This is a genomic window from Sphingomonas tabacisoli, from assembly GCF_042678385.1.
In the GTDB taxonomy this organism is placed as follows: domain Bacteria; phylum Pseudomonadota; class Alphaproteobacteria; order Sphingomonadales; family Sphingomonadaceae; genus Sphingomonas_B; species Sphingomonas_B tabacisoli.
Window position 1 is genome coordinate 1,967,862 of record NZ_JBHUDY010000001.1, and the last position, 17,742, is coordinate 1,985,603.

Annotated in this window: 15 protein-coding genes; 10 read left to right on the top strand and 5 right to left on the bottom strand. The window is 67.1% G+C overall.

From position 1 onward, the window contains the following. The first annotated feature begins 1 nt into the window (after nucleotide 1). The 5 genes from ACFSCW_RS10075 (at nucleotide 2) to ACFSCW_RS10095 (ending at nucleotide 4,994) form a co-directional block, all read left to right on the top strand. A complete protein-coding gene (locus tag ACFSCW_RS10075) occupies nucleotides 2–883 on the top strand; it encodes a hypothetical protein (protein WP_380888853.1) in 882 nt (293 codons plus the stop codon). 19 nt (nucleotides 884–902) lie between these two features. After that, nucleotides 903–2,894 carry a cytochrome c3 family protein gene (locus ACFSCW_RS10080; protein ID WP_380888855.1) on the top strand — a complete coding sequence of 664 codons (1,992 nt, stop codon included), beginning with the start codon at nucleotides 903–905 and terminating at the stop codon, nucleotides 2,892–2,894. A 94-nt stretch (nucleotides 2,895–2,988) separates the two neighbouring features. Further along, nucleotides 2,989–3,879: a phosphodiesterase gene (locus tag ACFSCW_RS10085; RefSeq protein WP_380888856.1), complete on the top strand. Its 891-nt coding sequence runs from the start codon at nucleotides 2,989–2,991 to the stop codon at nucleotides 3,877–3,879. 7 nt (nucleotides 3,880–3,886) lie between these two features. After that, nucleotides 3,887–4,660, top strand: a complete 774-nt coding sequence (gene xth / locus ACFSCW_RS10090) for an exodeoxyribonuclease III (RefSeq protein WP_380890090.1) — start codon at nucleotides 3,887–3,889, stop codon at nucleotides 4,658–4,660. Between the two features lies 1 nt (nucleotide 4,661). Beyond that, on the top strand, nucleotides 4,662–4,994 hold the full coding sequence (locus tag ACFSCW_RS10095; protein WP_380888858.1) for a TfoX/Sxy family protein: 333 nt from the start codon (nucleotides 4,662–4,664) through the stop codon (nucleotides 4,992–4,994). 49 nt (nucleotides 4,995–5,043) lie between these two features. Here the strand turns inward: ACFSCW_RS10095 and ACFSCW_RS10100 are convergent, their stop codons facing one another. From ACFSCW_RS10100 to ACFSCW_RS10110, 3 genes are all read right to left on the bottom strand, one after another. After that, nucleotides 5,044–6,279 carry an FAD-dependent oxidoreductase gene (locus ACFSCW_RS10100; protein WP_380888860.1) on the bottom strand — a complete coding sequence of 412 codons (1,236 nt, stop codon included), beginning with the start codon at nucleotides 6,277–6,279 and terminating at the stop codon, nucleotides 5,044–5,046. 1 nt (nucleotide 6,280) lies between these two features. Beyond that, nucleotides 6,281–8,677 carry a TonB-dependent receptor gene (locus tag ACFSCW_RS10105; protein ID WP_380888862.1) on the bottom strand — a complete coding sequence of 799 codons (2,397 nt, stop codon included), beginning with the start codon at nucleotides 8,675–8,677 and terminating at the stop codon, nucleotides 6,281–6,283. Nucleotides 8,678–8,835: 158 nt separating this feature from the next. Further along, entirely contained in the window at nucleotides 8,836–9,636 is an 801-nt protein-coding gene (locus ACFSCW_RS10110; RefSeq protein WP_380888864.1) for an energy transducer TonB, read from the bottom strand. Nucleotides 9,637–9,714: 78 nt separating this feature from the next. Here ACFSCW_RS10110 and ACFSCW_RS10115 point away from each other — a divergent pair, with 78 nt between their 5' ends. The 5 genes from ACFSCW_RS10115 to lexA all read left to right on the top strand — a co-directional run bounded on the left by ACFSCW_RS10115 (nucleotide 9,715) and on the right by lexA (nucleotide 14,742). Further along, entirely contained in the window at nucleotides 9,715–11,832 is a 2,118-nt protein-coding gene (locus tag ACFSCW_RS10115; RefSeq protein WP_380888866.1) for a penicillin acylase family protein, read from the top strand. 92 nt (nucleotides 11,833–11,924) lie between these two features. Further along, entirely contained in the window at nucleotides 11,925–12,377 is a 453-nt protein-coding gene (locus ACFSCW_RS10120) for an SET domain-containing protein (protein WP_380888867.1), read from the top strand. Between the two features lie 47 nt (nucleotides 12,378–12,424). Beyond that, on the top strand, nucleotides 12,425–12,643 hold the full coding sequence (locus ACFSCW_RS10125) for a hypothetical protein (protein ID WP_380888869.1): 219 nt from the start codon (nucleotides 12,425–12,427) through the stop codon (nucleotides 12,641–12,643). 184 nt (nucleotides 12,644–12,827) lie between these two features. Continuing rightward, nucleotides 12,828–14,018: a molybdopterin molybdotransferase MoeA gene (locus ACFSCW_RS10130; RefSeq protein ID WP_380888871.1), complete on the top strand. Its 1,191-nt coding sequence runs from the start codon at nucleotides 12,828–12,830 to the stop codon at nucleotides 14,016–14,018. 55 nt (nucleotides 14,019–14,073) lie between these two features. Further along, complete coding sequence (gene lexA / locus ACFSCW_RS10135) at nucleotides 14,074–14,742, top strand: transcriptional repressor LexA (RefSeq protein WP_380888872.1); 669 nt, start codon at nucleotides 14,074–14,076, stop codon at nucleotides 14,740–14,742. On the opposite strand, the gene bla is transcribed toward lexA, so the two are convergent. Both bla and ACFSCW_RS10145 read right to left on the bottom strand, forming a co-directional pair. Then, the gene (bla, locus tag ACFSCW_RS10140) at nucleotides 14,736–15,587 is read right to left on the bottom strand and encodes a subclass B3 metallo-beta-lactamase (RefSeq protein WP_380888874.1); all 852 of its coding nucleotides are present in this window, start codon (nucleotides 15,585–15,587) and stop codon (nucleotides 14,736–14,738) included. The genes lexA and bla overlap by 7 nt on opposite strands. After that, nucleotides 15,584–17,731, bottom strand: coding sequence for a ComEC/Rec2 family competence protein (locus ACFSCW_RS10145; RefSeq protein ID WP_417766387.1), 2,148 nt, complete (start codon nucleotides 17,729–17,731; stop codon nucleotides 15,584–15,586). Before ACFSCW_RS10145 ends, bla begins: the two co-directional genes overlap by 4 nt. Nucleotides 17,732–17,742: the final 11 nt, after the last annotated feature.

The window sequence follows — 17,742 nt, forward strand, 5'->3', positions numbered from 1 at the left end:
CATGCTGATGGTCAAGAACCCGACCGCGACCGGCCGCCGCGAGCGCACGTCCGCGCACGACAGCTTCCTGCGCTACCGCAACTTCCGCTGGGCGAAGATCGCGGGCTTGATCTGCGTAATCGCGATCGCCGCCTATATGCTGATCGACATCAAGCCGCACCCGAGCGGCAGCACAGCCGAGGGCTATGTGCTCGGCACCATCGGCGCGCTCCTCATCCTCTGGCTGACGCTGCTCGGCGTCCGCAAGCGCGCGATGACGCCCGGCCGCTGGTCGCTCAGGGCCTGGACTTCCGCCCACGTCTATCTCGGCCTGTCGCTGATCGTGATCGCGACGCTGCACACCGGCTTCCAATTCGGGTGGAACGTCCACACCCTCGCCTACGCCTTGATGATGCTGGTGATCCTGTCCGGCATCTGGGGCATCACCATGTACGGCACGCTGCCCCAGGCGCTCAGCGACAATCGCGAGATGATGACCGAGACGCAGATGCTGGAAGCACTGCGCTCGATCGACCGCCAGCTTCACGACGCCGCCCAGCCGCTGCCGCACGAGCAGGCCGCACTTGTGCTCTCATCACTTGAGCAAAACCCGTTCGGCGGCGGCCTCTGGGCCCGGCTCACCGGCCGCTATCGCCGCTGCGCGACTCGCGCGGCGCAGATCGAGCTCCGCCGCGACGCCGCCTTCCGGCCCAAGATCGCCGACGATCCGCTGGAGCGCGTCGACAGTCTGCTGGAACGCAAGAGCGGGTTGCTCGCCCGCGTGCGCCGGCACCTGAAGCTGAAGGCGCTGCTGGAAGTCTGGCTGTACGTGCATGTGCCCGTCACGTTCGCGCTGATCGCGGCGCTGTCGGCGCACATCGTTTCGGTCTTCTTCTACTGGTGATCGGGCGAACGGGGGCACCATGAGCTTCAAGATCATCACGATCGCGCGGACGTCCGAAGGCCGCGAAATCCCGCGCGAAAAGATCGTGCCGGGCAAGGAGATCAGCGTCGGCCGCCTGTCGGACAACGACGTCCATCTCGCCGACCTCGCCGTCGAGCCGAAGCACGCCGTCATTCGCGAGACGGAGCCCGGACGGCTGGTCGTCGACTCCATTTCCGGCCTCGGCTTCGGCTTCGACGGCCGCACCGTCAAACATGCCGAGCTCGAGAGCGCGGTGGGCGCGGAGCTGCGCTTCGGCAGCCACCGCCTGAAGATCGGCAGCGACGACGGCGCCATTTCCATCACCGTCGAGCGCGTCGAGGCGCTGTCTGATTCCTCCGAGGAAAAGGACCAGCAGACGGTCTTCACCCTGCGCGGGCTGATGCCGGGCAAGCGCGGCAGCGCCTATGTCTTTCTCGCGCTGATCCTCGCGGCGTTCCTCGCCTGGCCGATCTACACCTATGCCAGCACGCGCGGCGAAAAAATCCGGCCGCAGGGCTTCCATGCCGACAAAACCTGGGAGACGGGCAAGCTCAGCAAGGCGCACGCCGAGCTGGAGAATGATTGCCAGGCCTGCCACGTCGACGCCTTCGTCGCCGTCCGCGACGACGCGTGCGAGGCGTGCCACACCAACGCGCCGCACGAACGCGCCGCCGGCCTGCAGCGCGTCGCGCTCACCGGCCCCGGCCGGCCTGGCCCCGCCGCCTACGACCATGCCCCCGCCGACAAGCTCGCGGCCGCGCATGGCGGCAATGACGGCCTTGGCGACCGCATCACCAAATTCTTCAAGCGCACCTTCAACAAGCCCGAAGGCCGCTGCGTCGACTGCCATACCGAGCATGAAGGCGCGGGGCCAATGCCGGCTACCCAGCAAGCCTTCTGCGCCGATTGCCACAATGGCCTGCAAGGCCGGCTGCAATCGGCCGGCCTCCAGAGCAGCATCGGCAGCGCGAGCGATTTCGGCACCCAGCATCCGCAGTTCCGGCCGCTGATCCTCGCTGGCTTCGACACCGAGCACCCGGTGCCGTTCGCGAAGCGCGACGCGCGCATGGGCGGCAACCCGCTGCTCGGCTGGCGGATGCAGCGCGCCGTGCTCGATCGCCCGCTGCAGATGCCCGATGGGCTGAAATTTACCCACGCGCAGCACCTCTCGAAGACGAATGGCGTCGCCGAAATGTGGCGCAATGTCTCGCCCGGCCAGGGCGCGGGCATGGACTGCGAGAACTGCCATAAGGTCGACAGCTCGGGCACCCGCTACCAGCCGGTCCGCATGGAAACCGCCTGTCAGAGCTGCCACAGCCTCGGCCTCCAGACGATCGGCGGCACCGTCCGCCAGTTGCCGCACGGCCAGCCGGCGCAAGTCATCGCCGACATTCGAGCTTTCTACGGCTCGGGCGGCAGCTTCCGCCCGACCGGGCTGCCGATCGCTCGCTACACCCGCGCCCGGCCCGGCGACGTGAACGCCGAGCGCCGCTCCGCCGACCTCGCCCGCGCCGCGGCCCTGCTGCCCGGCAAAGGCGACGCGCTGATTCGCGCCACCTTCGCCCCCGGCGGCGTCTGCGGCGAATGCCACACCGTCAGCATGGGCGGCCCCGCGGAAGTGCGAATCGCGCCTGTCGCCCAGCCAATGCGTTATCTCCGCAATGGCTGGTTCGATCACCGGCCGCACATGAACCTCGACGTGCGCGCATCCGACGGCAACCGACGCTGGGGCTGCCGCGATTGCCACGCCGCCGAAAAGTCGAACAACGCCAACGACTTACTGCTGCCGACGGTCGCCAATTGCCAGCAATGCCATGTCGGCGAAAAAGGCGCCCACTCCGTCCAACTTGTGCGCTCCGGCACAGTTTCGTCCTGCGCCATGTGCCATGATTACCACGCCGATGAAGGAGCGCCCTGGGTGCTCAAGCGCGGCAGTCGGAAAAAGGCGCCGGCAAACCAGGTGGCGATGCTGCAGGTCCGCTGGCGCTGAGGGGTATGCTTAACCACTCGTTGGTCCAAACGGCGTTAAGGGGCGTTGTTTCGGGCCAGGGGGTAGAGTGGCTTAGGCAGGCAAGGCGGTGACGATGCTGATCGCGCAGATCACGGACATCCATTTGGGGTTCGATCCGGATAACCCGGCGGAGTTCAATCGGAAGCGTCTGGATCAGGTACTGAAACTGCTGACCGGCATGAAGCCCATGCCGAACCTTTTGCTTGCGACCGGCGATCTGGTCGATCGCGGCGATGGGGAAAGCTATCGGCGTCTCAAGAACGCGCTCAGCATCTGCCCCTTTCCGGTCTGGCCGTGTCTCGGCAATCATGATCTTCGCGACCAGTTCCTCGATCATTTCCCCGAAATCCCGACCGTCGACGGCTTCGTTCAATATGAGATCGATGCCGGCCCCGTCCGCTTCCTTGTCCTCGACACGCTGGAGGAAGGCCGCCACGGCGGCGCCTTTTGCGAGACCCGCGCGCGTTGGCTCCGCACGCGCCTTGCCGAGCAGCCCGACCGCGACACGATGATCGTCATGCACCATCCCCCGGTCGATACCGGCATCGAATGGATGACGACCGACCCCGAGGAGCCCTGGGTGACCCGCTTTGCCGAGGCGATCGAGGGCCATCGCCAGATCAGGAGCATCATCTGCGGTCATCTCCACCGCGCGATCAGCGTCGGCTGGCGCGGCACCAACATCGCCATTTGCCCCTCCACCGCGCCGCAGGTGGCGCTCGAGCTCGCCCCGATCGATCCCGACGTCCCCGACAACCGCCCGATGATCGTCGCCGATCCGCCGGCCTTCGCGCTTCACAAATGGAATGGCCGCGAGCTGGTCAGCCATTTCGACACCGCCGATGAGCACACGATGCTCGCCAAGTTCGATTCGAAGATGCAGCCGCTCGTCCGCGCCCTGATGGGCGAGCGGCCGGGACGAGAACTTCCCGACGAAGAGGTCCAGATCCGCGCGGCCTGCTGACATGGCGCTGCGGATCGCCACCTATAACGTCAACGGCGTCAACGGACGCCTGCCCGTCCTCCTGCGCTGGCTCGAGACCTCGCGCCCCGACATCGTCTGCCTGCAGGAGCTGAAAGCGCCGCAGGAAAAGTTTCCGGAAGGCGCGATCAAGGCGGCCGGCTATGACGCCATCTGGCACGGCCAGAAATCCTGGAACGGCGTCGCCATCCTCAGCCGCGTCGGCAAGCCGGTGGAGACCCGGCGCGGTCTGCCCGGCGACCCCGACCCAAGCCACAGCCGCTACATCGAAGCCGCCGTTTCGGGCCTCCTGATCGGCGGCCTGTACCTGCCCAACGGCAACCCGCGCCCTGGCCCCAAATTCGATTACAAGCTTGCCTGGTTCGACGCGCTGATCGCCCATGCGGCCGATCTGCTGGCGAGCGGCCTGCCGGTCGTCCTCGCCGGCGACTACAACGTGATGCCGACGGACAAGGACGTGTACAAGCCTGAGCGCTGGCTGGACGACGCCCTGTTCGCCCCCGAAGTGCGCGCCGCCTATGCCCGGCTATTGGCGCAGGGCTGGACCGATGCGCTCCGCGCGCTCCACCCTGACGAGACGGTCTACACCTTCTGGGATTATTTCCGAAACGCCTTCGCCCGCGACGCCGGCCTGCGCATCGATCACCTGCTGCTCAGCCCGTCGCTCGCGCCCCGCCTCAAGCGCGCCGAAGTGGACCGCGACGTCCGAAGCTGGGAAAAGACCAGCGACCACGCACCAGTGTGGGTGGAACTGAAGGACTGAGATGTCATCCGATCCCAAGACCGTCGACTACATCCTCGACCAGCTCCAGTCGGGCGGCGCGGACGTGTCTGCCAAGAAGATGTTCGGCGAATACGGCCTGTATCTCGACGGCAAGATGGTCGCGATGGTGTGCGATGATCAATTGTTCGTGAAGGGCACGCCGGAAGGCCGCGCCTTCACCGGCCCGATCGAGGAAGCGCCGCCCTATCCCCAGGCCAAGCCGCATCCACTGATCGACGGCGACCGCTGGGACGACGCCGACTGGATGGTCGAACTCTTCCGCATTACCGCCGATGCGCTGCCCGCACCCAAGCCGAAAAAGGCGAAAGCTTAAGTCCCCGAAGGGGCATCGCTCAGCCCCCAAGCGGAGTGGAGCGCGAGGATCAGTGGACGGCGCGCGCCTGGGTTTCGCTCTTGGTGGCTAGAGAGAAGCGCGGCTCCACGGTGCTGTCCGCCCCCGTCGCCAGCCGCGCGGCCATGCGCCCGACCTCCGGACCATGCTTGAATCCATGCCCCGACCCGCCGCCGACCAGCACGGCGTTGGCCCAGGTGGGATGCCGGTCGATCAGGAAATCGCCATTCGCGCTATTCTCATACTGGCACACGCGCGCTTCGTTGAGCGGGCGCGTGGCGATCGCGGGAAAACGCCGGGCGAGATAGGCGCGCGCCGCGGCCAGTTCGTCGGGGCTCGGCAGCCGGTCGCCCTTGTCGGGATCGGTCGCGGGACCATGCGCATCATGCGCGATCTTGAACCCGCGCGCTTCCAAGTCGGGCATGCCGTACCAGATGTCGCCGTCGTTGAAGTCCGCCCAGCCCGGAAGCCGCCCGGGCCCAAACCGGTCGTCGCCCGGCGGCACCGAGAAGAAGAACGCTTCCTGCCGCGTCGGAAAGATGCGCCGCCCGAGCAGGTCCGGAAACAGCTTCGGCAGCCACGGTCCCGCCGCGAACACGAACGCGCCTGCGCTCACCGTATCTCCCGCCGCCGTACGGATCGCTTCCAGCTTCGCACCCGAAGGCGGCAGCACCTGCGCATCCAGATACGTCCCGCCGGCCTTCACAAACTCCGCGACCAGCGTCTGCACCGCGCGCCTCGCCATCAGCACGCCGAAGCCCGGCTCCAGGAACCCGATCTGGATTCCGGCAAAGTCGATCGCCGGATAGCGCGCCGTCATCTGCGCCCGGTTCAGCACCTCGATCGGCAGGCCCAGCTCCCGGTTCACCGCGATCGACGAGCGGATATAGTCGTCCTCCTTGGGCGAGAAAAACAGCACACCGGCCGGCACGAAAATCGGCAGCCCGCTCTTCGCCGACAGCATTTTCCACTCCGGGAGCGAATCCCGCGCCATCCGCGTGTAGATCGCGTCCTTTCCGTATCCGGCGCGGATCATCCGGCTTTCGCCGCCCGACGAGGCGCGGGCATTGGCTGGCCCCCAGGCGTCGATCAGCAGGACTTTGCGCCCCATCCGCTGGAGCTGCACTGCCGTCCAGGCGCCGAACACCCCGGCGCCCACCACCGCCACGTCAGGCGCACCGCCGCCGGCTACGACCGCCGGCGCGGCGCCCGCGAGCACCGCGCCGGCGCCAAGGCCGATCGCGGTGCGCCGCGGGACGCTCGTCACGTCAGAACTTCTGCCGCGCGGTGAGGCCGAAGGTCCGCGGCTGGCCGACATTGAAGCCCAGCCGCGCCCGCCCGCCACGCTCGCGGTCGAACGACAGCAGCGGGTTCTGGTCGAGCAGATTGTTGACGTACGCCGTCACCTCGAACCCGCTCGTCGTCCGCACCCCGACGCTCAGGCTCACGAGCTGATAGTCGGGCAGCTTCAGGTCGACGATCGTCGAAGCCGTCGCCGGCGCGCCCGCGAACGGCAGGCCGTGCACGAAGGTGCGCGGGTTGTTCTCCTGATCGCTCGGCTGGGTGTAGCGCGCGCCGACATGCTGGACGCTGCCGCTGACATAGGCCGTCCAGTCGGCGCGGACCGGGAACTCATAGGTCGCGTTGGCCGAGATCTGGAACTTGGGCACGGTCGGCAGGCGGTTGCCCTTGCGAATGCCGGTCGTGGTCGCCAGCGGCTCCGGCAGGGTCGAGCGGAACTTCGAGTCGAGCGCGCTGCCGCTCACGCCCAGCGTCAGCCCCGGCGCCGGCCGCGCCGTCATCTCGAACTCAACGCCCTCGGCGCGCGCCTTGGGCACGTTGAACACGATGCGCGACGAGCAGGAGCCGGCGTCCAGCGTCACCTGCAGGTTCTTGATGTCGTTATAGAAGGCGGCCGCGTTAAAAGTGATGCCGCTCCACTGCGACTTCATGCCGACTTCATAGTTCCAAAGCGTCTCGTCCTTGTAGCTCTGGAAGCCGCCGAACAGCGCCTTGTCGGTGGCCGAGCAGAGCGGGACGTTCAGCGGATCGTTGACGCCGCCCAGCCGGAAGCCCTTCGCCGCCTGCGCATTCAGCGTGACGTTGGGCGTCGCTTCCCAGCTCAGCAGGAAGCGCGGCGTGAAGCCGTCCGACTTGGTCCGGTCGGTGCGGTTGTCGTCGTTCGAGAACAGGCCGCCCGACTTGAACTGCCGCCGCTCGTTGAAGTCGTAATAGCGCACGCCCGCGGTGGCGGTCAGCGTCTCGTATTTGTAGCTCGCTTCGCCGAACACCGCCTTCTGCTTGATCTTGTACGGCAGGTCCGAGTTGTAGGGCGAGTTGGCGGGGAAACCGTTCGCCACCGCCGCCGAGGTGCCCGCGCCCAGCACCATGTCGGTGAAGGCGTCATAGCCCGGGGTCGGCAGCCGCTGGCGGTAGAAGCGGTCGATGTCCGAATAGAAGCCGCCGATCAGCCATTGGAACGGCCCGCTCCCGTTCGACGCCAGCCGCACTTCCTGCGTCCAGGTCTTAAGGTCGGTCGTGTCGCGCAGATTGGACGGCAGCAGCACTGCCGCATCCGGGAATTTCAGATCGACCGACACCGATCCGGTCAGCGCGCTCGCATCGCGCGAGGCGAGGATATCGCGCTTGATATAGCTGGTGACCGACGTCAACGTGACCGCGCCGATATCGATGTTCGCGGTCAGGTCGGCAAGGAACGTCTTGTCCTTGAACTTCTCGTCAAGCAGCAGGAATTGCTGCCCGTCCTTGAAGGTCACTTTCGGTCGCGTCGTCGTGAACTGGTTGGCGAAAAGGCTATAGATCTCCTCGCGGTTGAAGCCGTTCGCGATCACTTTCTGATATACCACGCGCGGCGTGATCGTGATGTTATCGGTCGGCTTGAACAGGATCGAGATGCGGCCGCCATAGCGGTCGCCGTCGTTCACGTCCTTCTTGATGGTGCCGTTGTTCTGCAGCGCGTCGATGAAGCCCGCATAGCGCGTGTAGTAGCCGACCGCGCGCACCGCGACATTCTCGTTCACCGGCAGGTTGATCGCGCCCTTGGCCGAGCCGCCGACCGACCCGCCGTCGATCATGTTGATATTGCCTTCGACCTGGCCTTCGACCTTCTCCGTGTTCGGCTGGTTGGTGATGTAGCGGATCGTGCCGCCCACCGAACCCGATCCGAACAACGTGCCCTGCGGCCCGCGCAGCGTCTCGACGCGGTTCAGGTCGAACAGGTCGAAATCGGGCGTGAACAGCGACAGTGAGACGACGCTTTCGTCGAGATAGACACCGACCTGCTCCTTCACGCCCGGCTGGTCGCGCACGACCTGGCCGGCCGAGACGCCGCGCACGGAGACCTGGCTCTGGCCCGGCCCGAGATTCTGGATCGTCAAGCCCGCGACGTTGCGCGACAAATCCTCCAGCGTCACCGCGCCGGAGCGCTGGATGTCCGCCTGGGTCTGCGCGTTGATCGAGAACGGCACGTCCTGCACCGTCGATGCGCGCTTGGTTGCCGTGACGATGATATCGCTATTGTCTTCCGCGACTTGCCCGCCCGCGCCCTGCGCGCCGGTCTGCGCCCAAGCGGGTGCAGCGATCCCCAAAAGCAACAGCGAAGCCCCGCCGAGCAGCCCTGCCCGGCGCCGGTTGATGTTCGACATAAATCCTCCCCAACCACGTCTTTTATGTTGCGGGAGTGTATCAATGTGGCACGACAGGGTGAAGGTGCGAGGGAGACGGAATGCAGCTTTTGACGCACAGTGTTGCCGTCTTGTGACACTGCCGTGCAAGTCCTTGCGCGCTATGTGATTTCCGCCAGCTAAAGCCGGAAGGCTCGCCACCGAACTCGGCGACTTTCCCACGAAACAACCGGATTTCCCTTGCCGTCCAACGCCGGTTCGTAGCGCGCGCTGCGCTGGATGGCATGACACGCGGCGGCATCCAGCGCTGGCGTTCCGCTGCTTCGGACCACGCGGCAATCGCTCGCCGAGCCATCCTTGCCGATTGTCCAGAGAATGATGGTATCGCCGCGCTCGCCCTTCTGTGCAGCCGGCTTCGGATAATCGTCGGAAGTGATCCACGAACCCATATCGCCGATCGGCTTGGCCAAGGTGGCGACTTTCGCCAGTCCTGCCAAATCCACGTCCCAATATCTCAAAAGCACATTGCGGCAATCTGCCAACGCCGCTCGCACTTTGGCGAGGTTCGTCATGCGAACCGACAAGGTGCCGGAAGGTTTACCCTCAATCGTCACCACGCTGCCTTCGCGAAGATCGGTCAAAACATCGTTGGTTGTGCTGATGATGATCGCATGGGCCGAATGCTTGGATATCCAGATCGACCTGTACGTAGCGTCTAACTGCCTATCGCCGGGTGCGGTCCGGATCTGGGCCTTGCCTTGCAACAGCAGATGCCCTGGCCATCGATCCACATCGATGGAAATTTCCATTCGATCGCTCAGAGGCCCCGGCCTAAAACCGACAGATGCTTCTCCTTTCGCCCCATATTTTCTGGCCGCAACGCACATGCTCTGCTCGTATGCGACGGTCCACGGACCGTTCGGCTCCAAGGGAGTGATCGGGCTGGCCGCCGCCAGCAAGGCATTGAGCAACACAGACATTTATCCCCGTTCGGCCCGAGCTTGTCGAAGGCCAGCTTTTCTCCTCATATGCGGGGAAAGAAAAGAGGCGGGGGCCTGATGAAGCGCTGGGCGAAATGGACTTTGGGCGGCGTGGGGCTGCTCGTCGCGATCGCGGCGGCCGATGCCCTCGCCTTCTCCCCGCTCGCCGCGCGCTTCGATCGTATTCCCGAGCCGGCGGGCTGCTATGAAGTGGTGATCCGCCGCGACCGCTGGGGCGTGCCGCATGTGAAGGGGCGCACCGATGCCGCTGCCGCTTTCGGCCTCGCCTGGGCGCAGGCGGAGGACGATTTCCCGACTTTCGAGCAAGTGCTGGCGGGCACCCGCGGCCGGCTCGGCGAGCTGACCGGCCCTAAGGGCGCGGCGCAGGACTATGCCTTGGCGCTCCTCCGCGTCCGCCAGGAGGTGGAGCGCGGCTATACGACTAAGCTCTCTCCGCAAGTCCGCCGGGTCGTCGAGGCCTATGCCCAGGGCGCGAACCTCTACGCCGCCCGCCACCCGGAGGAACGGCGGCTGCGCGGCTTGTTCCCCGTTACGGGCAAGGACATCGTCACCGGTTTCGCGCTGACCTCGCCTTTCTTCTTCGGGCTCGACCACACGATCGGCGCGCTCGTCCAGAACGAGCCGCTGCCCAACGATTCCAATCTCGGCACCGACAAGGGCTCGAACGCTTTCGCCGTCGCGCCGAGCCGGTCGAGCGATGGCGCCACGCGCCTGATCCTCAATTCGCACCAGCCCTGGACCGGCCCGGTCGCCTGGTACGAAGCGCACGTCACCAGCGGCGAAGGCATGGACATGGCCGGCGGCCTGTTCCCGATCGCGCCCTTCCCCTTGACCGGCCACAACCGAACGCTCGGCTGGGCGAACACCGTCAACCGCCCCGATCTGGTCGACGTCTACCGCCTCAAGCTCACCGACGACCGCGCGCATTACCGCTTCGACGGCCGCACGTTGCCGCTCGGCCAGAGCCGCGTCTGGCTCTGGGTGCGTTTCGGCCCGTTCGTGCTGCCCGTGCCGAAGACGATCTATCGCGCGATCCAGGGACCGGTGATCGTCGACAAGGCCGGCGCCTTCGCCGTCCGCTACGGCAGCATCGGCGAAATCCGGCAGGTCGAGCAATATTACCGCCTGACCAAGGCGCGAAACTTCGACGAATGGATCGCCGCGATGCGCATGGCCGCGATCCCCGCCACCAACTTTGTCTATGCCGACGCGACCGGGCGGATCGGACTCTTCTACAACGCCCGTTTCCCGGAGCGCGCGCCCGGCTTCAACTGGCGCGGCATCCTGTCCGGTGACACCAGCCGCGACCTTTGGCGTCGTCAGCTCCCGTTCGACGCCGCGCCGCAGCTCGTGAACCCGGCCAGCGGCTTCGTCGTCAACGCCAACAACGCGCCCTGGCTGGCGACACAGGACGGATCGAACCTGCAGCGCGCGGCCTATTCGCCGCTGATGGGCATCGAGGAGAACGTCACCAACCGCGCCCTTCGCGCCACCGCGCTCCTGTCTGCAATGCCGAAGGTCAGCGCCGACGATCTCTGGCGGGTGAAGATGGATACCGGCTACGACCCGAGCAGCGCCGAGCAGGCCTATGTCCGCGCCGTCCTCGCGCTCGATCTCCGCGATAGCCCCGATCTGGCGAAGGCCCAGGCGCTGCTCCGCACCTGGGACGGCTCGCTGGACGGCGAGGGTCGCGCCGACGCCGTCGCCTTCCTCGTCGTCAAATACGGGCTGCGCGCGATCTACTCCAACAAGACCCCGCCGCCGCCGCGCGAGGCGCTGGAGAACGCCGTGAAGCGGCTGACCGCGCTGTCAGGCCGGGTCGATCCGCCGATGACCGACCTCGTTCGCCTGCGCCGCGGCAGTCTCGACTTGCCGCTCACCGGCGGCCCCGGCGCTCTCCGGGCGATCTACACCGACTGGGCGGACGACGGCCGGCTGTTCGGCAATCTGGGCGACAGCTTCATCATGCTCGTCACCTGGGACAAAGCCGGCAAGGTCAGCGCCCAGAGCATCCACCAGTTCGGCGCTGCGACGTCCCGCCCCCAGTCGCCGCATTATGCCGACCAGGCCCCGCTCTTCGCGCGCGGCCAGTTGAAGCCGGCGTGGTTCGACGAAGCCGAGCTCGCCCCCAACATCGTCTGCGCCTACCGACCCGGCCAGCCGCACCGCTGCTGACCCGCCCCGCGCGGAACCGCCTCGCGCGTCGCCGGTTTCGATCCGACATCAACCACTTGGCCCGCATGTGCCGGGCGGAGGGCCCGCGGCCGATGATGATGGTCGAAACCGAGCTTCGCCCGAGCGGCATTCACGGCATCGGCGTATTCCTGCTTGAGCCGGTGCCGAAAGGCGGGCTGATCTGGCGCTTCGATTCGCGCATCGACCGGGTCTATTCGGAGCAGGAAATGGCGTCGCTGCCACCGATCGCGCAGCATTATCTTCGCATCTATTCGACCTGGCACGAAGCAGCGCGGCTCTGGGTGCTGTGCGGCGACAATGGCCGGCACTTCAACCACGCGTCGACGCCCAACACCGTTTCGGACGGCATCGCGTTCGGCACCGACATTGCCGCCTTCGATCTGCCCGAAGGCGCCGAGCTGACCTCCGACTATGCAACGATCTGCGATCACTCCCGCCTGCACGGCCTCGATTTCGAGCGGAACGGAGCGCGCCGCCATGTCGCACGTCCTAGCCTGGATCAGTCAGTTTTTCGGGAACCCTGAACCGGCCCCGCTCGTTTTGCGCCTCGACTAGAACTGTGGGGCAAGCAATGGCCTGGTATCGCCTCTATCATCTCGGTTCCGACGGGCAGCATGTCGCGCCCGAGGACGTCGAAGCCGCCGACGACCTGAACGCCGTGCGCAAGGCGCGCAGCGTCCCCAATGGATTCGGCGCCGAGCTCTGGCACGGCCGCCGCAAGATCGCCGACGTGCCGCCGACGCTCTTTCACCGCCAGGTCGGCCGGCAAGTAGGGCTGTTCGGCGCCTAACGCCCTCTCCCATCGGGAGAGGGCGACTCGCGCATAAGCGCGAGCGGGGTGAGGGCGATGCCCCACAGGACAACTCNGGGGGGAGAGGGCGACTCGCGCATAAGCGCGAGCGGGGTGAGGGCGATGCCCCACAGGACAACTCCGCCCTGTCCTATTCACCGTCTGCTGTGCCATGCAGCCTTGCATGGCCGACCTCCTGCCGCTCGCCGAAGCCCAAGCCCGCCTCCTCGCACTCGCCGAACCGCTACCGATTGAACGCGCATCGCTGATCGACGCGGCAGGCCGATGGCTTGCCGCCGACATCGCCGCGCACGTCGACCACCCCTTCGCCGACCTCTCGGCCATGGACGGCTACGCGATCCGCTTCGCCGAACTGCCCGGTCCCTGGCGCGTCACCCAGGAAGTCGCCGCCGGCGCAATGCCCACCGCCCCACTCGCGCCCGGCGAGGCGGCCCGCATCTTCACCGGCGCGCCCTTGGCCGAAGGCGCCGACACCATCCTGATCCAGGAAGAAGCCGCCCGCGACGGCGGCACACTCCGACTCTCCGGCGAAGGGCCGCCCGCCAATGGCGCCCATGTCCGCCGCCAGGGCAGCAACTTCCGCACCGGCGGAGTCGTCCTCAACGCCGGCGATCGCCTCACCCCGCCGCGCATCGGCCTCGCCGCCATGGCCGGCTACGCCGAACTCCCGGTCCGCCGCCGCCCCCGCGTCGCGCTCCTCTCGACCGGCGACGAACTCGCCCCACCCGGCGCCGAGCTCAAGCCCGGCCAGATCCACGAATCCAACACCCCCATGCTCGCCGCCCTCCTTGGCTCCGAGCCGGCAAACCTCATTCTTCACTCCCCCATATGCGACAATTTCGAGAAGTTACGCGCCGCGATCGCAGCGGCGGCGGCTGATGCGGACATCCTCGTCACCACCGGCGGCGCGTCCGTCGGCGACCACGATCTCGTCCGCCCCGCGCTCGAAGCAGCGGGCGCAAAGCTCGATTTCTGGAAGGTCGCGATGAAGCCCGGCAAGCCGCTGATGGCCGGACGGCTGGGCGACTGCACGGTGCTCGGCCTGCCGGGCAACCCGGTCTCCGCCTATGTCACTGCCCTGCTGTTCCTGAAGCCCCTGATCGCGCGCCTCGGCGGTGCGGCCGATCCCCTGCCCCGCACCGTCCGCCTTCCGCTTGGGCAGAGCGTGCCGGCCAACGGCCCGCGCCTCGATTTCCTCCGCGCGACGATAGCCGACGGCACGGTTCATCCCCTCCAGTCGCAGGACAGCGGCGCCCTCACAGCGCTCGCTCAGGCTGACGCGCTCCTGCTCCGCCCGCCGCACGCGCCAGCGGCCGACACGGGAATGTTCGCGGATGTTCTGATTTTGGCTTGACCGTTACGGGGATGCGCCATAGACGTTCCGTATTCGTTCTGGCGGGAGGGCCGCGATGCTGACGCGCAAGCAACATGAACTGCTTTGCTTCATCCACGACCGCTTGGCGGAAAGCGGCGTGTCACCGTCGTTCGAGGAAATGAAGGACGCGCTGGACCTGAAATCGAAGTCGGGCGTCCACCGCCTGATCTCGGCGCTCGAGGAACGGCAGTTCATCCGCCGCCTGCCCAACCGTGCCCGCGCGCTCGAAGTCATCAAGATGCCCGAAGGCGCGCAGGCCAAGGCCGCCCCCGCGCCCTCGCTCGCCAAGCCCCAGGTGCAAGTGCCGGTCGCCGCGAACGAGAACGTCCTCGAAATCCCGCTGCACGGCCGCATCGCTGCCGGCGCACCGATCGAGGCGCTGGAGGGCCAGAGCAGCCTCTCAGTTCCCGCCGCCCTGCTCGGCCCCGGCGAGCATTACGCGCTGGAAGTCGCCGGCGACTCGATGGTCGAAGCCGGCATCCTCGACGGCGACTATGCCTTGATCCGCCGCGCCGAAACTGCCCACGACGGCCAGATCGTCGTCGCCCTGGTGGACGACAACGAAGCCACTCTCAAATACTTCCGCCGCGAAGGCGCGATGGTGCGCCTCGACCCCGCCAACCGCAGCTACGACCCGCAGCGTTACTCCCCGAACCGCGTGCGCGTGCAGGGGTGCCTGGCGGGACTGCTCCGCCGCTATTGAGCCTTGGGTTGGCGCTGCTCGGCCAGCGCCGCCTGGAAGTCGCGCTCGGCCGAATCGACAGTCCGGCGGAGTTCGGTCGGGTCGACAAAGGCTAGAGGATCGCCCGCCAGCCGCGCCTGCTTCGCCGCCATCCCGAAGGTGCCGGGATGCGCGCTCAGAAACACGTCGACCTTGATCGACCGCAGCTTGGCAAAGCTCGATCGAAAATCGGCCATGGCGCTCGGATAGCCGGCATTGCCTTCCAGCTTCAGTCCGGCAACGGTGAGGCTGCTGGCGAAGATCACAGTGACGGGCTTGCCGCCCTCGATCGTCGTCATTGTCCAACTCGTCGCGCCGGCCGTGTGCCCCGGCGTCGCATGAGAAACCAGCCGCGTGGCGCCGAGCGTCAGAACGTCGCCCTCTCCCACCGTTCGATCGACATGCACCGGTGGAACCGAAGGCTGCTCCGGCCGGATCAACGCCTTGCCCGCCTCCAGATCGGCCGCGTCCTTCACCCCGGCCACAAGCTTCGCGCCGCTCAATCGCTTCAACTCGGCCAAGCCGCCCATGTGATCGAAATGGGCATGATCGACGAGCAGATAGCGCACATCCTCAATCCGGAAGCCCAGCGCGCGCACATTCGCGGCAATCTGCGCAGCGCTCCGCGGCAGACCGCCCTCGATCAGCACATGGCCTTTGGGATCGGTAACGAGGAAGGCCGAAAGCCCCTCCGTCCCGACATAATAGACGTTGCCGACGATCCTGAACGGCGTCGCTGGCCGACACCACTCGGCCTGCCAGCAATCCGTCGCCGCATCGGCGGAAGGAGCAGCGAGAAACAAAGCGGCGAGTGCAAGGATCGTCATGGTGCCTCTGATCGTCCGGCGAGGCTGGGCGGGTCAATCCATGGATGCGCATCGCCGGTGCGCTTGGTCACCAAAACTGAAGCCGGATCGCCGAAACGGACCACGATGCCTCCCGTTCGGCTCAGCATCGGCTTGTCGAGCTTCAGCCATTTTGGCTTGCAGCTTCGCGGCAAGCGGCGGTCGCTGATCGCGATGTCGGCTTCGGCGCAGGCGCGGTTCATGGCTTTGATCGGGGCGAGATAGGCGCTGCGGGTGGCGAGGATCGTCCAGCTTCGGCCGTCCCGGCTGATCGTGGCACGACAAGTGTCGGTGGTGCAGGATGCGCCGGGCAGGTCGTCGAGGTCGGCAAGCCCTTCGTCTATGCCTGCCGCCTCGGCGAGCATGTCGCGGACGAAGTCCTTGGCCTTAGGTCGCAGCAGCGCATAGCTACCATCCGCCCCACGCAGCCCCAGATGCCGCCCGTCACCGGTGACGAGCAGGTCGGGCGCCGGCGTCGCGAACGCCAGTCCCGCCCCGGCCGCGAACGGCAGCACGCCCAGCCAGCGCCACCGCGTCCGCCACAGGCACACCCACAGCCCGCCCGCGACCAGCAGCGAGAATGCGCCGCGCGACATGCCGGGCAGCAGCGCCACCGCGCCGGGCGTATTCCCGGCCGAATGCGCGATCCAGAGAAGCAGCGCGATGGCCTTGCCCGTCGCCCACCAGAACGGCGCTCCGAGCCCGACGAGATCCAACAGCAAGGCCAGCACTTCCAGCGGCATCACGACGAAGGTCGTCAGCGGGATCGCGAAGATGTTGGCAACCGCGCCATACAGGCCCTCGCGGTGGAAATGGAACAAGGCGATCGGCGCCAGCAGCAGTTCGACCGCGATGCCGCTGAGCAGCAGGGCCGCGGCATTGCGCGCGAGGCGATACAGCACACCTTCCTCGCGCGCCGCGGTGAACGCCCGCATCCGCGGATGCTCGTGCAGCGCGATGATCGCCACCACTGCGGCGAAGCTCAACTGGAAGCTGGGACCGATCAACGCCTCGGGCCAGAACAGCAGCACGATCAGCGCCCCGGTCGCGACCAGCCGCAAGGTCAGCGCCTCCCGCCCGATCGCGAGCCCGCCCAGCACCAGCAAAGCCGCGATGCACGACCGGATCGTCGGAATCTCCGCCCCGCTGAGCAGGGTATAGCCGATGCCGGTCACCGCCCCCGCGCCCGCAGCGATCAAGGTCAGCGGCCAGCGCAGCGCCAGCTTTGGACTGAGCGCCAACAGCCGCAAGGTCAGCAGCATCGCCGCGCCCACAGCCGCGGTGATGTGCAGCCCGCTCACGGACAGCAAATGCGCCAAGCCCGACCGCCGCATCGCATCCGCATCGGTTTCGCTCACGCTTCCTTGGTCGCCGGTCACCAGCGCCACCGCTATCCCCGCCGCGCCCGGCGCGATGGACTCGCGGGTGTGCCGGCCGATCCGGTCGCGCAGCGACCCGCCGTCGGGCGCAGCCGACAACCGCTGAACCGGCGCAAACGCCTTGCCCGTCGCGCCAAGCTGCTGGAACCAGGCGGTCACCGCGAAGTCGTAGCCGCCGGGCAGCGACGCCGGCATCGGCGGCACCAGCCGCGCCCGCAACCGCAGCCGATCGCCTCGCGCCAGTCCCACCGGCGCATCGGCATTGGCGATCGTCACTCGCAGCTTCGGCGGCAGCTTCGGTGCCGCGATCGGCCGCAGCGCCACCCGCACGCTGTCCTTCGCCACAAGCTGCTGCACCTGGGCAACATCGGCGTCGAAGCTGGCGATCATCGGACGCTGGATCACGGGCGCCGCCACCCATTCCGCCTTCGCCCACACCAGTGCGCATCCGCTCGCGATCGCCAGCCCGGCAACCAACAGCGCAACGCCCGCGCGCCGGCCGGAACCGATCGCCACGCCCGCGAGCGACAGCCCCAGCGCCGCGGCGATCAGTGCGATCCAGCTCGCCCGCTCCGGCAGTATGAACCAGCCGGCGATGCCGAGGCCCAGCATCACCGGCAGCCATAGCGGCAATTGGTCGCGCTCGGCTTCCAGCCAACGCTCTATCGGCGCGAAAGAAAGGCGGAACTTCACCCCCCTTTCTCGCGGGCCGAATGCCGTGCTAGGGGCGCTCGCACCTTGGTTCATGTCATCCGCAG

Bases quoted from the DNA above. Each gene is read 5' to 3' on its own strand.
- ACFSCW_RS10075 (WP_380888853.1), top strand. From the start codon at position 2: ATGCTGATGGTCAAGAACCCGACCGCGACCGGCCGCCGCGAGCGCACG.
- ACFSCW_RS10080 (WP_380888855.1), top strand. From the start codon at position 903: ATGAGCTTCAAGATCATCACGATCGCGCGGACGTCCGAAGGCCGCGAA.
- ACFSCW_RS10085 (WP_380888856.1), top strand. From the start codon at position 2,989: ATGCTGATCGCGCAGATCACGGACATCCATTTGGGGTTCGATCCGGAT.
- ACFSCW_RS10095 (WP_380888858.1), top strand. From the start codon at position 4,662: ATGTCATCCGATCCCAAGACCGTCGACTACATCCTCGACCAGCTCCAG.
- ACFSCW_RS10105 (WP_380888862.1), bottom strand. From the start codon at position 8,677: ATGTCGAACATCAACCGGCGCCGGGCAGGGCTGCTCGGCGGGGCTTCG.
- ACFSCW_RS10110 (WP_380888864.1), bottom strand. From the start codon at position 9,636: ATGTCTGTGTTGCTCAATGCCTTGCTGGCGGCGGCCAGCCCGATCACT.
- ACFSCW_RS10115 (WP_380888866.1), top strand. From the start codon at position 9,715: ATGAAGCGCTGGGCGAAATGGACTTTGGGCGGCGTGGGGCTGCTCGTC.
- ACFSCW_RS10120 (WP_380888867.1), top strand. From the start codon at position 11,925: ATGATGATGGTCGAAACCGAGCTTCGCCCGAGCGGCATTCACGGCATC.
- ACFSCW_RS10125 (WP_380888869.1), top strand. From the start codon at position 12,425: ATGGCCTGGTATCGCCTCTATCATCTCGGTTCCGACGGGCAGCATGTC.
- ACFSCW_RS10130 (WP_380888871.1), top strand. From the start codon at position 12,828: ATGGCCGACCTCCTGCCGCTCGCCGAAGCCCAAGCCCGCCTCCTCGCA.
- lexA (WP_380888872.1), top strand. From the start codon at position 14,074: ATGCTGACGCGCAAGCAACATGAACTGCTTTGCTTCATCCACGACCGC.
- bla (WP_380888874.1), bottom strand. From the start codon at position 15,587: ATGACGATCCTTGCACTCGCCGCTTTGTTTCTCGCTGCTCCTTCCGCC.
- ACFSCW_RS10145 (WP_417766387.1), bottom strand. From the start codon at position 17,731: ATGAACCAAGGTGCGAGCGCCCCTAGCACGGCATTCGGCCCGCGAGAA.